Origin of the sequence: Kitasatospora sp. NPDC088351, from assembly GCF_040685575.1 — a bacterium.
Classification (GTDB): Bacteria; Actinomycetota; Actinomycetes; order Streptomycetales; family Streptomycetaceae; genus Kitasatospora.
On the sequence record NZ_JBFBIL010000012.1, the window covers coordinates 88517 to 102894 of the forward strand.

Below are 14378 nucleotides of genomic sequence, written 5' to 3' on the forward strand. Positions count from 1 at the left end.
AGGAGCAGCCAGTATGGCTACCAAGGACGAGGTCCTGGAAGGTCTCGCTGAGATCGTCAACGAGATCGCCGGCATCCCGACCGAGGACGTCGAGCTCGACAAGTCCTTCACCGATGACCTGGACGTCGACTCGCTGTCCATGGTCGAGGTCGTCGTGGCCGCCGAGGAGCGCTTCGACGTGAAGATCCCGGACGACGAGGTCAAGAACCTGAAGACCGTCGGCGACGCGGTGGACTACATCCTCACCAACGCCGACGCCTGAGCGATCGACGCGTTCGATTCACTCGACGACGTCTGACCGTCGGCCGGCTCCCTGAGCCGGCCGACTCTCCGGCCGGGACGCCCTGTTGGGCGCCCCGGCCGGGTCCCACCCCCCGGCGCGCCGCCGAACGCCGCACAAACGTGAGAGAAGAAGATCCAGTGACCGCTGAAAACCGTACCGTGGTAGTCACGGGTATCGGCGCCTTCACGCCGCTGGGCGGCGACGCCGCCACCACCTGGGAGAACCTGGTCGCCGGGCGTTCCGGAGTGGCGGTTCTGACCGAGGAGTGGGCTGCCGACCTGCCCGTCCGGATCGCCGCGCGCACCGCCGTCGAACCGGGCGAGATCCTGCCCCGTCCGCTGGCCCGCCGGCTGGACCGCTCGGCGCAGTTCGCGCTGATCGCCGCCCGTGAGGCGTGGGCCGACGCCGGCTACGAGACCCCGGCCACCGACGACTCCTCCAAGCTCACCCCCGAGCGTCTGGGCGCCGTGATCGCCTCCGGCATCGGCGGCGTCACCACCCTGCTCGACCAGTACGACGTGCTGAAGGAGAAGGGCTCCCGCAAGGTCTCCCCGCACACCGTCCCGATGCTGATGCCCAACTCCCCGGCGGCCAACGTCGGTCTGGAGGTCGGCGCCCGCGCGGGTGTGCACACCCCCGTCTCCGCCTGTGCCTCCGGCGCCGAGGCGATCGGCTACGCGATCGAGATGATCCGTTCCGGCCGCGCCGACGTCGTGGTGGCCGGCGGTACCGAGGCCGCGATCCACCCGCTGCCGATCGCCGCGTTCGCCAACATGATGGCGATGTCCAAGAACAACGACGAGCCGCAGCGCGCCTCCCGCCCGTACGACAAGGGCCGGGACGGCTTCGTGCTCGGCGAGGGCGCGGGCGTGGTCGTGCTGGAGTCGATCGAGCACGCCGAGGCACGCGGCGCCCGGATCTACTGCGAGGCCGTGGGCCAGGGCCTGTCCTCGGACGCCCACCACATCGCCCAGCCCGAGCCCACCGGTGCCGGCGTGGCCCGCGCGCTCGCCGACCTGTTCGACCGCAACCAGCTGGACAAGGCCGAGATCGTGCACGTGAACGCGCACGCCACCTCGACCCCGCAGGGTGACACGGCCGAGCTGAAGGCGCTGCGCAAGGAGCTCGGCGAGCACCTCGACCACATCGCCGTCTCGGCCACCAAGTCGATGACCGGTCACCTGCTGGGCGGCGCCGGCGGTATCGAGACCGTCGCCACCGTGCTGGCCCTGTACAACCGGATCGCCCCGCCGACCATCAACGTCGAGGAGCTGGACGACGACGTGGACGCGGACATCGTGCGCGACGAGGCCCGCCGGCTGCCCGAGGGGCGGATCGCGGCGCTGAACAACTCGTTCGGCTTCGGCGGCCACAACGTGGTGCTGGCCTTCCGCACCGTCTGAGGCCCTCGGGGCGGGCCCGGCCTTCCGTGACGGAGGTCCGGCCCGGCCCACACGAAGGGGTCCGGCGCTCATCGCGAGCGCCGGACCCCTTTCGCGTCCGCCGGTCCGCTCGGGCCCGAGCGGACCGGTCGCTCAGACCACCTGGTGCAGCCAGCGCACCGGGGCGCCCTCGCCGGCGTACCGGAAGGGCTCCAACTCGTCGTCCCAGGGCTTGCCGAGCAGCCGGGAGATCTCGGCCTCCAGGTCGGCGCCCTCGCTGCGGGCGCGGAGCAGTACGGCGCGGAGCCTGTCCTCGGGGATCAGGATGTCGCCGTGAATGCCCGTGACGGCGTGGAAGATGCCGAGCGTGGGCGTGCTGCTGTACCGCTCGCCCTCCGCCGTGGCGCAGGGCTCGCTGGTCACCTCGTACCGCATCAGCTGCCAGCCGCGCAGCGCGGAGGCGAGCTTCGAGGCCGTGCCGGGCTCCCCCTTCCAGGAGAGTTCGGCACGCCAGTGTCCGGGCGAGGCCGGCTGGCGGATCCAGTCCAGGCTCACCCGCACACCAAGCACCCCCGCTACGGCCCACTCGACGTGCGGGCACAGCGCGCGGGGCGCGGAGTGGATGTACAGGACTCCACGTGTCGTCACCGGGACCTCCAGGCTGTGGACGAGGGTCGCCTTCCCCAGCTGCCTCGTGCCTGCAGTTGATCCACAGTTACCCACGCTAGCCGACATTAAGCCACTAATTTGAGCAAAACGGACAGGCTTTCGCTCAATGCTAGTCGAATCCTCAACGAGGTCCACCCCCCGGTCGGATCTCTCCCCCGAACGGCCCCATCGCCAGGCGGGACCACCGTACCGCGCCGCCCTGCACGATGGATGACGCACTTTCGGATCCGACCGGAATGCGGTAGTGCGGCCCGGCTCTCCGCGCCCGGTGCGCAAACCGCCCCGCGCCCGGGTGGGCGGCGGGGCGGTCGCGGTCGTGATCCGGCGTCAGCCGTCCAGGCGGACCAGCATCTTGCCGGTGTTGGCGCCGCGCAGCAGGTCGAGGAAGGCGTCGACCGCACTGTCGATGCCCTGGGTCACCGTCTCGCGGTACTTCAGCTCACCCGAACGCACCCACGCGGAGACCTCCTCGACGAACTTCGGCTGAAGGTCGTAGTGGTCACCCACGAGCAGCCCCTCCATGCGGAAGCGCTTGGCGATGATCTGCGCGAGGTTGCGGGGGGCCGGGGTCGGCTCAGTGGCGTTGTACTGCGAGATCATGCCGCACACCGCGATGCGCCCGTGCAGGTTGATCGAGTCGATCGCCGCTTCGAGGTGCTCGCCGCCCACATTGTCGAAGTACACGTCGATGCCGTCGGGAGCCGCCGCCTGAAGCTGCTCGGCGACCGGACCGTTCTTGTAGTTGAACGCGGCATCGAATCCGTACTCCTCCACGAGGAGCTTGACCTTCTCGTCCGAGCCGGCGGAGCCGATCACCCGCGCCGCACCCTTCAGCCTGGCGATCTGGCCGACGATGCCACCCACGGCGCCGGCGGCGCCGGACACGAACACCGCGTCGCCGGCCTTGATCTCCGCAATCCGCGTCAGACCCGCGTAGGCGGTCAGACCCGGCATGCCCAGCACACCCAGGTAGGTGGAGAGCGGCGCGGCGTTCGGGTCCACCTTGACCGACGCCCTGGCCTCGAACGTCGCGTACTCGCGCCAGCCGAAAGAGTGCAGGACATGGTCACCCTCGGCGAAACCCTCCGCCCGCGAGGCGACGACCCGGCCGACCGCGCCACCCAGCATCGGCTTGTCCAGTTCGTACGGTTCCGCGTACGACTTGCGCGACGACATCCGGCCGCGCATGTAGGGGTCGACCGAGAGATAGGCGTTACGGACCAGGATCTCGCCCGGGCCGGGGGCCCGGACCGGCACCTCGACCAGCGCGAAGTCCGTCGGGACCGGCCAGCCCTCCGGGCGGGCGGTGAGGTGCCATTCACGGGCGGTGGCGGGCGCTGCCTGCTCTGCCATCAGGTGTGCTCCTTGAGGTTCCGGGTGATCCCCGGGCGATTACCGCTCGACCTGAAAGGTTGAGCGACTGAAGTAACGATGGACATGAAAGGTTCATGTTGTCAACTGTTCCGGTAGACTGTCCCCCATGGACACCCAGCAGGCCGGGACCGCCATGCCGCAGCCCGACGAGATCACCCGTGAGGTCGTCGACCTGATGGCCAATCTGGTCGCGCTCTTCCACCGCGAGTACGAGGAGGCCGCCGCCGCCCGCTCGCTCACCGGCGCGCAGGCCAAGGTCCTCGCCCTGCTGCGGCGCGGTCCGATGCCGATGCGCCACATCGCGCAGACGCTCAGCTGCGAGCCGTCCAACATCACCGGCATCGTCGACCGCCTGGAGTCGCGCGGCTTCGTGACCCGGGAGGCCGACCGGCAGGACCGCCGGGTCAAGCTGGTCGCCGCCACCGACACCGGCGCGGCCGCCTCCGAGGAACTGCGCGAGTCGCTGAACTTCGCCCGCGAACCGCTCGCCGCCCTCGGTGCGGACGAGCGGACCGTCCTGCGCGACCTGCTCCGCCGGATGCTCGCGGGGGCCTCCGGCCCGGGGGCGTGAGAAGCATCACAGCCCCTACGGCGGATCCGGCCGAATTGGCCGCCTGTCGGATGTAACCGAACACTTCGCCGAAACGTCTAATGTTCGAGACTTTGGCACCGGTCTGCCCGGAGGGCGGCAGGCGGCGCGGGAAGCCGAGACGAGAAGACGGAAGACGGGGGCCGGAAACGATGAGCAGCAGCCCGCGAAGGCGGCGCATCGTACGGACCGCCGTGGGCCTCGCGGCCGTACTGGTGCTGTCCGTGGCGGGCGCCGGTGCCTGGTTCTACCACCGGCTGGACACCAACATCACCACCTTCGACGCGGGCGGCGTCGCCACCGAGCGGCCGCCGGCCCCCGTCCCGGTCACACCGGGCGCCTCGGTGCCGGTCAACATCCTGCTGCTCGGCTCGGACACCCGGGACGACGGCAACGCCGACCTCGGCGGCGGCGAGGAGGGCGTCGGCCACTCCGACACCGCGATCCTGCTGCACATATACGCCGACCACAAGCACGCCGTCGGCGTCTCCATACCCCGGGACACCCTGGTGACCATCCCGTCCTGCAAGCTGCAGAGCGGCAGGTGGACGGAGCCGAAGACGAACCAGATGTTCAACTCGGCGTTCACCATAGGCGAGTTCCCCCAGGGGAACCCGGCCTGTACGCAGAACACCGTCGAGGCGCTGACCGGCCTGCGGATCGACCACACCATCGTGGTCGACTTCAAGGGCGTCGCCGCGATGACCGAGGCGATCAACGGCGTGGACGTCTGCGTCCCCAACGACGTGAACTCGCACAACATCAAGCTCAAGAAGGGCATGCAGAAGATCTCCGGGCAGCCCGCGGTGGACTACCTGCGGGCCCGGTACGGCTTCGGCGACAACTCCGACATCGGGCGGATGAAGCGCCAGCAGGCCTTCCTCTCCTCGATGATCAAGAAGATCCAGGGCCTCGGCTTCTCCCTGCCGACCCTGCTCCCGCTGGCCGACGCGGCCACCCGCTCGCTCACCGTGGACGAGAGCCTGGGCACCGCGATGAAGCTGGTGGACTTCGCCCAGTCGCTGCAGAACATCAAGCTCGCCGACATCACCTTCGTCACCACCCCCTGGCGCTTCGCCGGCAACCGGGTCGCCCTGGTCCACCCAGATGTGGACACGCTCTGGCGGCTGCTGCGCGAGGACCGCACGCTGGACGGGCAGAGCACCGGCCAGGTGAACGGCTCCCCGACCGCGTCCCCGTCCGCCTCCGCCGCGGCCACCGCCACGCCCACCCCGCTGGCGCCCGAGCAGGCGGCCGTACCGGTCCTGGTGGTCAACGGTGTCGGCACTCCCGGGCTGGCCGGGAAGGGCGCCGAGGCGATCCGCGCCAAGGGCTTCCAGAACGTCACCCTGGACGCCCCCAAGGGCGGCCGGCTGAACACCGAGATCGCGTACGACCCCGCGCTGAAGGCCGCCGCCGAGCAGCTGACGCCGCTCTTCCCGCAGGCGCGGCTGGTCGAGGAGCCGGGCTCCGGGGGGATCACCGTGACCCTGGGCCGCGACTACCACCCGACGGCCGCCGCCGGTGCCCCCGACGGTGCCCCGGGTGGCGCGACTCCCGCCGCCTCCGCACCGGGCGATACGCCGGGCGGTGTCCCCAGCGGCATCGCCGAGAACTCGCGCAGCGCCGACACCGACCCCTGCGCCGACCTGACCTTCGGCTGAGGCCGCGGGACCGGCGCGGGAGCCCGGGCGGGACCGGGCGCGGCTACCGCGGGTCCGGCAGGCCGGTGATCACGGCGGTCAGCCGGGTACCCGCCGGGAAGGCGCCGGCGGCGGCGAGGTCGTACAGGGCGGCCAGGAGCTTGGCGACGTAGCGGCGTTCCAGGGCGATGCCGTGGCGCCGCTCGAAGCCGTCGGCGAAGGCCTCCAGCGCGGCCGGCACCCGGCCGTAGCCGCCGCCGTGGTGGCCGTGGTCGATCCACCAGTTGCCGAACTCGCGTCCGTACGCGGCCCGGTGCAGCCGGGCGACCTCGCCCTCCAGATAGCCGGCGCCACCGCGCAGCACCGCCACTCCCAGCGCCCGGGCGCCCGCCGGCAGGCCGGCCGCGATCCCGGCGAGGGTGCCACCGGTCCCCACCGGGCAGCAAACCACGTCCCGCGCGCCGAGACCGGGCAGCTCGGCGGGGACGGCCGCCGCACCGATCGCGGCCAGCGGGTTCGAGCCGCCCTCCGGCAGCACCAGGCAGGGGCCCCACCGCCGCCGCAGCTCCGCCTCGACCGCCGGGTCCGTCCCGCAGCGGCCCGCCGTCTCCCGGTACACGGCCCGGGAGAGGAAGGACAGCTCCATGCCGGCCGCCTCGGCCGCCCGCAGCGACCAGTTGCGCGGCGCCCCGGCCAGTTCCTCGCCCCGGACCAGTCCGACGCTCTCCAGGCCCAGCGCCGCCGCGGCCACCGCGACCGCGCGCAGATGGGTGGAGTAGGCCCCGCCGAAGGTCAGCAGCCGGGTGTGCCCCTGCTCGACCGCCGCCGCCAGGTTCGGCCCGAGCTTGCGCCACTTGTTGCCCGGCACCGTGGGGTGCAGCAGGTCGTCCCGCTTGAGCCGCAGCTCCACCCCGGCCCGCGCCAGCGCCCCGTCGGTACAGTCCACCAGCGGGGTCGGCAGCAGCGCGGGTTCGAGCATCGGGCCAGGATACGGAAGGGCGCGCGAACGGCGGGCGGCGCTGCGAAAGGAGTTCCCCGCCGGGGCGTCGGCGTTCCTGCCCCCGCCCGTTCCCATGGCGTTCCCATCCGGGTGAATCTCGGCGTGGCGGGCCCCGGAACGAGCCGTCCTGCTCTACAGTCAGATCCAGAGAGTGGCATGTTTCTGCAGGTCAGCCACACCATTTGTCAGATGATCTGTTACATCTGATAGTGGGGCGGGTGGGACTCGAACCCACGACCAAGGGATTATGAGTCCCCTGCTCTAACCGGCTGAGCTACCGCCCCGGTTCGCCGTGCACGCCAGTGGTCCGGTCGCGGCAGCAGCAGACAGCCCCGAATGGCCGTCCCGGGCAGCATAGCCGGTCGGTCACCCCTGGTGCGCGCCGGGGGCGCACATCGGCACGCACGGATTCGCGCCTCCCCGGGCGGAGCAACCGGTTGATGAGGGCACCACGAGGCGGGGAGCCTGGGCGGATGACGGTACGTGAGGTGGTGGCGGCGGGCGTCGTGGTGACGGTGCTGGCCGCGGCGGGCTGCACCACCCCGGCGGGGCCCGGCGGCGGCACACCGACGGTGAGTTCGCACCCGCCCTCGGCGTCCGCCGACACCCACGGATGGAGCAGGCAGCGGCTGCGGGCCGCGCTCGGCCGGCAGACCGGTGTCACCCGCACCGCCAAGCCCACCGTGCTCAACGGGCTGGTCGGCGCCGTCTTCACCCGCAACGCCGAAGGCGACCACTTCTGCACCGCCAGCGTGGTCGACAGCGCCGGACTCAACCTGATCGTCACCGCCGCGCACTGCGTCTGGGACCCCCGGCTCGGCCAGCGCGGCGACCTGGTGTTCGTGCCCGGCTACCGGGACGGCGGGACCCCGAGCGGCGTCTGGCCGCTGCTCGCCGTCACCGTCGACCAGGCCTGGAAGAACGGTGCCGACCCGGACGTGGACGTCGCCTTCGCCGTCGTCCAGTCACAGAACGGGCAGCAGGTGCAGCAGGTGCTCGGCGCGAACAAGCTGGGCGTCAACCGCGGCCACCGGCTGCCGGTGCGGGTCACCGGCTACCCCGGCACCAGCGATGTGCCGATCACCTGTGCCAACACCACCGTCGAGCAGAGCCCCACCCAACTGCGGATCGACTGCCCCGACTACACCGGCGGCACCAGCGGCAGCCCCTGGGTGACCGACTTCGACCCGGCCACCAGAACCGGCACCGTGGTCGGGGTGATCGGTGGCTACCAGGAGGGCGGCGACAGCCCGGACACCTCGTACAGCAGCTACTTCGGGGACCGCGTCCAGGCCCTGTACGACCGCGCCACGGGATAGCCGCCGGGGCCGGACGGGTCGGCAGTGGCGCCGCCGGGCGCGGACTGGTAGATCTTCCTCACGAACGGCGGTACGCACGACCCGCAGTGCCCGCCCCGAGGACAGGACGGAACCCCGATGGCCTCCCGCCCGGTACGGCCCGTGCTCGCGGCACGGACGGTCGCGCTGGCGGCCCTGCTGCTCGCCACCGGTACCGCCTGCGGCGGGAGCGAGGAGTCGCGAACCGCCGAGGTGGCGCCGCAGACCCCGGCGGGCGACCGGATCGGCACCCTCTCGGTCCGCACCGCGCAGGGGCCCCGGGCCTGCACCGCGAGTGTGGTGACCAGCCCGAGGCGCAATCTGCTGGTGACCGCCGCGCACTGCGTGCAGAGCCGCCGGATCGGCCTGCTGGACGGCCTGGTGTTCACTCCCGGCTACCGCAACGGGTACTCGCCCCATGGGAGTTGGCCGGTCGCCTCGGTCACCGTCGATCCGCGCTGGGCCGAGGGCGACGACCCGGAGTACGACGTGGCGTTCGTCACCGTGCGGCCGGTGGACGGCCGGGAGATCGAGGACACGGTCGGCGGCAATCCGCTGGGCACCGGACAGGGCTTCGGGCTCACGGTCTCGGTGACGGGCTACCCCAACACCGGCGACGAGCCGATCACCTGCTCGGCCCTGACCAGTTCGCAGAGCCCGACCCAGGAGCGGTTCGACTGCCGCGGCTACACGGACGGCACCAGCGGCAGCCCGTGGGTCACCACGGCGGGCGCGGTGATCGGGGTGATCGGCGGCTACCAGGAGGGCGGCGACAGCCCCGGCACCTCGTACAGCATCGCCTTCGACAACCGGGTCGCCGAGCTGTACCGGCAGGCCACCGCCTGAACCGGCCGGGCCGCCGGGGGCCGCAGGTGAAACACAGGAGGCAGGGGGGCGGGGCAACACGAAGGCCCCCCGGTCGTCCGAGGGGCCTTCGCTCTGAGCAGTCACCGGGCGGACCCGATGCAGCTCCCGCATTTGGACTCGAACCAAAAACCTGCCGGTTAACAGCCGGCTGCTCTGCCAATTGAGCTATGCGGGATCGCGGTACACCACTGCCGTACCACGGCCAGGACGGCCGACCCGGAGGCCTGCCACCTGAGCTCCCCCAATTGGACTCGAACCAATAACCTGCCGATTAACAGTCGGCTGCTCTGCCAATTGAGCTATGGGGGATCGAGCTTCCGCTTCGGGCCCGGCTTCCCGGGTTCCTCGGCGCTCGCTGCGGGACATACATTAGCGCACTCGGGGGGGTGGTCCGCCAATCGCTTTCCCCGGCCTCCCCGGCGGGCCCCTGCCCGGCGCGCCCCGCGCGCGCCCCACAAGGACCCCGGGGGATGCTGGGGGCGCGGACGGTTCGCCGCCCCGGCGGACGGGTAGGGCAATGCGGCAGAGGCCGCCAGGAGAGGGTGGAATCCGATCATGTGGAAGCTGTCGTTGATCGTCGGGCTCGCAGCGGGCTACGTCCTGGGCTCGCGGGCCGGGCGCCAGCGCTACGAGCAGATCGCCAAGGTGACCCGGCAGGTCGCCCAGAACCCCAAGGTGCAGAGCGCGGCCGACAAGGCGAAGCACCAGGCCGGCGCGGTGGCCGGGAAGGCGGCCGGTGCCGTCGCGGGCAAGGTGGGCGACCGGCTGCCGCAGTCCGTCGCCGACCGGGTGCCGTACTTCAACCGCCCCCGGGTCGAGGACGACAGCTGGGGTACCTTCCGTCCGTGACGGGACGGTGACGGCCTGGTGACGGCCGGCCCTCCCGGGCCCCACGCCGGAGGTACCGGACGGACAAAACTTGCCCGCGCCGACCGCGTCCGGGCCCGGGCTGAGGCATGATCTCGACATGGCCATCGTCGCGGGGATAGACAGCTCGACCAGTCGCACCCGGATCGTCGCGTGCGACACCGAGACCGGCGCGGTGCTGCGGTCCGGCAAGGCGCCGCACCCCGTGCCGGAGGGCCCCGACGTCCGGCCCGGCGAGGCCGACCCGCAGATCTGGCTGCACTCGCTGGGCGACGCGGCCGCCGGCGGCCTGCTGGAGGGCGTCCGGGCGATCGGCGTCAGCGCGCAGCAGCACGGCATGATCGGCCTGGACGCCGGCGGCGTGCTGGTGCGGCCCGCGATCCTCTGGAACGACCCGCGCTCCAGCGGCGCCGCGGCCGCCCTGCTGGACGCGCTCGGCGGCCCGGCCGCGTGGACCGCCGCCATCGGCGCCGTCCCCGGCCCCATGTACACCATCGCCAAGCTGCGCTGGCTGGCGGAGTTCGAGCCCGCCGCGGCCCGCCGGGTGGCCGAGGTGCTGCTGCCGCACGACTGGCTGGTCTGGCAGCTGCTCGGCCACCCCAAGCGGCGCACCACCGACCGGGGAGACGCCTCCGGCACCGGCTACTGGTCTCCGATCACCGGCGAGTACCGGCAGGACCTGGTGGAGCTGGCACTCGGTCACGAGCTGCGGCTGCCCGATGTGCTCGGCCCCGCCGAGCCCGCCGGGCACACCCCCGAGGGCCTGCTGATCTCGGCCGGCACCGGGGACAACATGGCCGCCGCGCTCGGCCTCGGCCTCGGGCCGGGCGACGCCGTGGTCTCGCTCGGCAGCTCCGGGACGATCTTCGCGGTGCACGAGCAGGCCGTGGTGGACGCCACCGGGCTGGTCTCGTCCTTCGCCGACGCCACCGGCCGCCACCTGCCGATGGTCGCCACCCTGAACGCCGCCCAGGTGCTCCGCTCCACCGCCGCCCTGCTCGGCCAGGACCTGGCGGGCCTGAGCGAGCTGGCCCTGCAGTCCTCCCCCGGCGCGTACGGGGTGGTGCTGCTGCCCTACCTGGACGGCGAGCGGACGCCCGCCCTGCCGCACGCGGCCGGCACGCTCACCGGGCTGCGGACCGAGTCGATGACCCCGCAGCACCTGGCCCGGGCCGCCGTCGAGGGCATGCTCTGCAACATCGCGGACGCGCTGGACGTGCTGCGCGCCCAGGGCGTGGCGGTGAAGCGGGTCTTCCTGCTCGGCGCGGCCGGGCGGCTGCCGGCCGTCCGCCGGATCGCTCCGATGCTGTTCGGCATCCCCGTCGTGGTCCCGCCGCCGGGGGCCCACGCGGCCCGCGGCGCGGCCCGGCAGGCCGCCTGGGCGCTCGCGGGCACCTCCCAGCCGCCGCGCTGGGAGCTGCCGGAGGCCGTCACCGTCACGCCCGACCCCGAGCAGGACCTCCCGGTCGGCTCGGCGGTGCGCCAGCAGTACCGGGCCGCCCGCGAGCAGATCCACCCGGAGACCGCGTAGCCGGGCCGGTGAAGATGCGTCACCCGCCGGCCGATGGCAGCGTGGGAGGCCACGCGGCCATCGCAGTGAAGGGCGGCACGACCTCATGGCGCTGCACAAGGGAGCCGGCGACGACCGTCGGCTGACCGTCAGTCCGTTCGTCGGCACGGCCGACCCGCTGGGCCCGATGGAGCTGGCACCGCCGCTGCACCGGCTGGGCGACGGGCCGGTGCCGGCCGACACGGCCTACCAGCTGATCCACGACGAGCTGCTGCTCGACGGCAACGCCAGGCTCAACCTGGCGACCTTCGTCACCACGTCGATGGAGGTCCAGGCCATCCGGCTGATGACCGAGTGCCTGGACAAGAACATGATCGACAAGGACGAGTACCCGCAGACCGCCGAACTGGAGCGGCGCTGCGTGGCGATCCTCGCCGACCTCTGGCACGCCCCCGACCCGGACGGCACGGTCGGCTGCTCCACCACCGGCTCCAGCGAGGCCTGCATGCTGGCCGGCCTCGCCCTCAAGCGCCGCTGGATGCGCCGCAACCCCGAGCGCTACGCGGCCGGCGCCCGGCCCAACCTGGTCATGGGCGTCAATGTGCAGGTCTGCTGGGAGAAGTTCTGCAACTTCTGGGAGGTGGAGCCGCGCCTCGCGCCGATGGAGGGCGAGCGCTACCACCTCGGCCCCGAGCAGGCGGTGGCGCTCTGCGACGAGAACACCATCGGCGTGGTGGGCGTGCTCGGCTCCACCTTCGACGGCTCCTACGAGCCGGTGGCGGAGATCTGCGCGGCCCTGGACGAGCTCCAGCAGCGCACCGGTCTGGACGTCCCGGTGCACGTGGACGGCGCCTCCGGCGGCATGGTCGCGCCCTTCCTCGACCCCGAGCTGGTCTGGGACTTCCGGCTGCCCCGGGTCGCCTCGATCAACACCTCCGGCCACAAGTACGGCCTGGTCTACCCGGGCGTCGGCTGGGCCCTGTGGCGCGACAAGGAGGCGCTGCCCGAGGAACTGGTCTTCCGGGTCAACTACCTGGGCGGCGAGATGCCGACCTTCGCCCTGAACTTCTCCCGCCCCGGCGCCGAGGTGGTCGCGCAGTACTACGTCTTCCTGCGGCTCGGCCGGGACGGCTTCCGGGCCGTCCAGGGCGCCTGCCGCGAGGTCGCGGTCTACCTGGCCGGGCGGATCGAGGCGCTCGGCGGCTTCCGGCTGCTGACCCGCGGCGACCAGCTGCCGGTCTTCGCCTTCACCACCACCGAGGACGTGCCCTTCGACGTCTTCGACGTCTCCCGGCGGCTGCGTGAACGCGGCTGGCAGGTGCCCGCGTACACCTTCCCGGAGAACCTGCAGGACCTCTCGGTGCTGCGGGTGGTCTGCCGCAACGGCTTCTCCAGGGACCTGGCCGACCTGCTGCTCGCCGACCTCGGCCGGCTGCTGCCGGAGCTGCGGCGCCAGCCCGGCCCGCTCCGGGAGCTCGGTGTGCCACCGAGGACGGGCTTCCACCACTGAGCCGGTGACGGTGCCCGGCGGGGCTTCTGACGGCGCCTCACGGCTCCGGGGGATTCCGGGGCGGACGTGGTCGCCACCTTCCAGGTCTGCGGCCACCAGCCGGCCGGCAACGGCTGCACGATGGCCGTCTCCGACCTGGCGCACATGGTCGCCTCCGCCCCGATCCCGATCGGCCCGGCCTCGCCGCCGGCCGCCGTAGCCACTGAGCAGCCGAGCGCCGCCGTGACCGCCGCCGGGCAGTCCTAATCGAGGTAGCCCCGTAGCTGTTCGGCGAAGGCGTGGTCGCGGAGCTTGACCAGGGTCTTGGACTCGATCTGCCGGATCCGTTCCCTCGTCACGCCGAACAGCGCGCCGATCTCCTCCAGGGTGCGGGGGCGGCCGTCGTCCAGGCCGTAGCGGAGCTGGACGACCTGGCGCTCCCGTTCGCCGAGGGTGGCCAGCACCGCGTCCAGGTGCTGGCGCAGCAGCAGGAAGGTGGCGGACTCGGCGGGAGAGGCGGCGTCGGCGTCCTCGATCAGGTCGCCGAGCGCGACATCGTCCTCCTCGCCGACCGGGGTGTGCAGCGAGATCGGTTCCTGGGCCAGCCGGAGCAGCTCGCGCACCCGCTCCCCGGTGAGCTCCAGGACGGCCGCGATGTCGGCCGGGCCGGGCTCGGCCCCGCGTTCCTGGAGCAGGGAGCGCTGTACCCGGACCACCCGGTTGATCAGCTCGACCACGTGCACCGGGACCCGGATCGTCCGGGCCTGGTCGGCCAGCGCCCGGCTCATCGCCTGGCGGATCCACCAGGTGGCATAGGTGGAGAACTTGTAGCCCCGGGCGTAGTCGAACTTCTCCACCGCCCGGATCAGCCCCAGATTGCCCTCCTGGACCAGGTCCAGCAGGGTCAGCCCGCGGCCGACGTGGCGTTTGGCGACCGAGACCACCAGCCGCAGATTGGCCTCGATCAGCCGGCGTTTGGCGATCCGTCCGGCCAGCACCAGGGTGTCCAGCTCGGCGGCCAGCGGCTCGGGGGGCGGCGGCTCGCGGTTCAGCCGCTCCTCGGCGAACAGGCCGGCCTCGATCCGGCGGGCCAGTTCCACCTCCTCCTCGGCGTTGAGCAGGCGGATCCGGCCGATCTCGCGCAGGTACTGGCGGAGCAGGTCCGCCGCGGGGCCGGTCGCCTCGGCGGGCGTGCGGCCGGGCTCGCGGTCGGGATCGGGGCCGAGGTCACGACCGCGGACGGGCCCGGGGTCCGCGTCCACCGGCGGGTCCGGGTCCTCGGGGTGGCCCTGCGCGGGCACCCGGGCTCCGGCCGGAGGCGGTGCCCCGGCCCGGCCGTGGTCGTCGTGGGGGGCGATCGGGTCGGTG

Annotated in this window: 14 protein-coding genes and 3 tRNA genes; 10 read left to right on the forward strand and 7 right to left on the reverse strand. The window is 72.5% G+C overall.

Going from position 1 to position 14378, the window contains the following annotated elements:
* The first annotated feature begins 13 nt into the window (after positions 1-13).
* Together AB0P06_RS12365 and fabF are read left to right on the forward strand one after the other, a co-directional pair.
* The gene (locus AB0P06_RS12365; RefSeq protein ID WP_363607155.1) at positions 14-262 is read left to right on the forward strand and encodes an acyl carrier protein; all 249 of its coding nucleotides are present in this window, start codon (positions 14-16) and stop codon (positions 260-262) included.
* A 158-nt stretch (positions 263-420) separates the two neighbouring features.
* A complete protein-coding gene (gene fabF, locus AB0P06_RS12370; RefSeq protein ID WP_363607156.1) occupies positions 421-1686 on the forward strand; it encodes a beta-ketoacyl-ACP synthase II in 1266 nt (421 codons plus the stop codon).
* Between the two features lie 132 nt (positions 1687-1818).
* On the opposite strand, the gene AB0P06_RS12375 is transcribed toward fabF, so the two are convergent.
* Together AB0P06_RS12375 and AB0P06_RS12380 are read right to left on the reverse strand one after the other, a co-directional pair.
* Positions 1819-2313: a DUF3145 domain-containing protein gene (locus tag AB0P06_RS12375; protein ID WP_363607157.1), complete on the reverse strand. Its 495-nt coding sequence runs from the start codon at positions 2311-2313 to the stop codon at positions 1819-1821.
* A 348-nt stretch (positions 2314-2661) separates the two neighbouring features.
* On the reverse strand, positions 2662-3687 hold the full coding sequence (locus AB0P06_RS12380; protein ID WP_363607158.1) for an NADP-dependent oxidoreductase: 1026 nt from the start codon (positions 3685-3687) through the stop codon (positions 2662-2664).
* Positions 3688-3814: 127 nt separating this feature from the next.
* Between AB0P06_RS12380 and AB0P06_RS12385 the strand changes: the two genes are divergently transcribed.
* Together AB0P06_RS12385 and AB0P06_RS12390 are read left to right on the forward strand one after the other, a co-directional pair.
* The gene (locus AB0P06_RS12385; protein ID WP_363607159.1) at positions 3815-4279 is read left to right on the forward strand and encodes a MarR family transcriptional regulator; all 465 of its coding nucleotides are present in this window, start codon (positions 3815-3817) and stop codon (positions 4277-4279) included.
* Positions 4280-4449: 170 nt separating this feature from the next.
* Positions 4450-5961, forward strand: coding sequence for an LCP family protein (locus AB0P06_RS12390; RefSeq protein WP_363607160.1), 1512 nt, complete (start codon positions 4450-4452; stop codon positions 5959-5961).
* A 43-nt stretch (positions 5962-6004) separates the two neighbouring features.
* Here the strand turns inward: AB0P06_RS12390 and AB0P06_RS12395 are convergent, their stop codons facing one another.
* Both AB0P06_RS12395 and AB0P06_RS12400 read right to left on the reverse strand, forming a co-directional pair.
* Positions 6005-6919 (reverse strand): pyridoxal-phosphate dependent enzyme, encoded by a 915-nt coding sequence (locus AB0P06_RS12395; RefSeq protein ID WP_363607161.1) that lies wholly within the window; start codon positions 6917-6919, stop codon positions 6005-6007.
* A 231-nt stretch (positions 6920-7150) separates the two neighbouring features.
* Positions 7151-7224, reverse strand: a tRNA-Ile gene (locus AB0P06_RS12400).
* Positions 7225-7413: 189 nt separating this feature from the next.
* Here AB0P06_RS12400 and AB0P06_RS12405 point away from each other — a divergent pair.
* Positions 7414-8259: a hypothetical protein gene (locus tag AB0P06_RS12405; protein ID WP_363607162.1), complete on the forward strand. Its 846-nt coding sequence runs from the start codon at positions 7414-7416 to the stop codon at positions 8257-8259.
* A gap of 117 nt (positions 8260-8376) precedes the next feature.
* On the forward strand, positions 8377-9123 hold the full coding sequence (locus AB0P06_RS12410) for a trypsin-like peptidase domain-containing protein (protein WP_363607163.1): 747 nt from the start codon (positions 8377-8379) through the stop codon (positions 9121-9123).
* Between the two features lie 123 nt (positions 9124-9246).
* On the opposite strand, the gene AB0P06_RS12415 is transcribed toward AB0P06_RS12410, so the two are convergent.
* A tRNA-Asn gene (locus AB0P06_RS12415) sits at positions 9247-9319 on the reverse strand.
* 61 nt (positions 9320-9380) lie between these two features.
* Positions 9381-9453: transfer RNA gene (locus AB0P06_RS12420), tRNA-Asn, on the reverse strand.
* Between the two features lie 246 nt (positions 9454-9699).
* Between AB0P06_RS12420 and AB0P06_RS12425 the strand changes: the two genes are divergently transcribed.
* The 4 genes from AB0P06_RS12425 to AB0P06_RS12440 all read left to right on the forward strand — a co-directional run bounded on the left by AB0P06_RS12425 (position 9700) and on the right by AB0P06_RS12440 (position 13277).
* Positions 9700-9993 (forward strand): hypothetical protein, encoded by a 294-nt coding sequence (locus tag AB0P06_RS12425; protein ID WP_363607165.1) that lies wholly within the window; start codon positions 9700-9702, stop codon positions 9991-9993.
* A 118-nt stretch (positions 9994-10111) separates the two neighbouring features.
* Complete coding sequence (locus tag AB0P06_RS12430; protein WP_363607166.1) at positions 10112-11542, forward strand: FGGY family carbohydrate kinase; 1431 nt, start codon at positions 10112-10114, stop codon at positions 11540-11542.
* An 85-nt stretch (positions 11543-11627) separates the two neighbouring features.
* Complete coding sequence (locus AB0P06_RS12435; protein WP_363607168.1) at positions 11628-13031, forward strand: glutamate decarboxylase; 1404 nt, start codon at positions 11628-11630, stop codon at positions 13029-13031.
* A 66-nt stretch (positions 13032-13097) separates the two neighbouring features.
* A complete protein-coding gene (locus tag AB0P06_RS12440; protein ID WP_363607169.1) occupies positions 13098-13277 on the forward strand; it encodes a hypothetical protein in 180 nt (59 codons plus the stop codon).
* Here AB0P06_RS12440 and AB0P06_RS12445 read toward each other — a convergent pair.
* Positions 13274-14368: an RNA polymerase sigma factor gene (locus tag AB0P06_RS12445; RefSeq protein WP_363607249.1), complete on the reverse strand. Its 1095-nt coding sequence runs from the start codon at positions 14366-14368 to the stop codon at positions 13274-13276. The genes AB0P06_RS12440 and AB0P06_RS12445 overlap by 4 nt on opposite strands.
* Positions 14369-14378 lie beyond the last annotated feature (10 nt).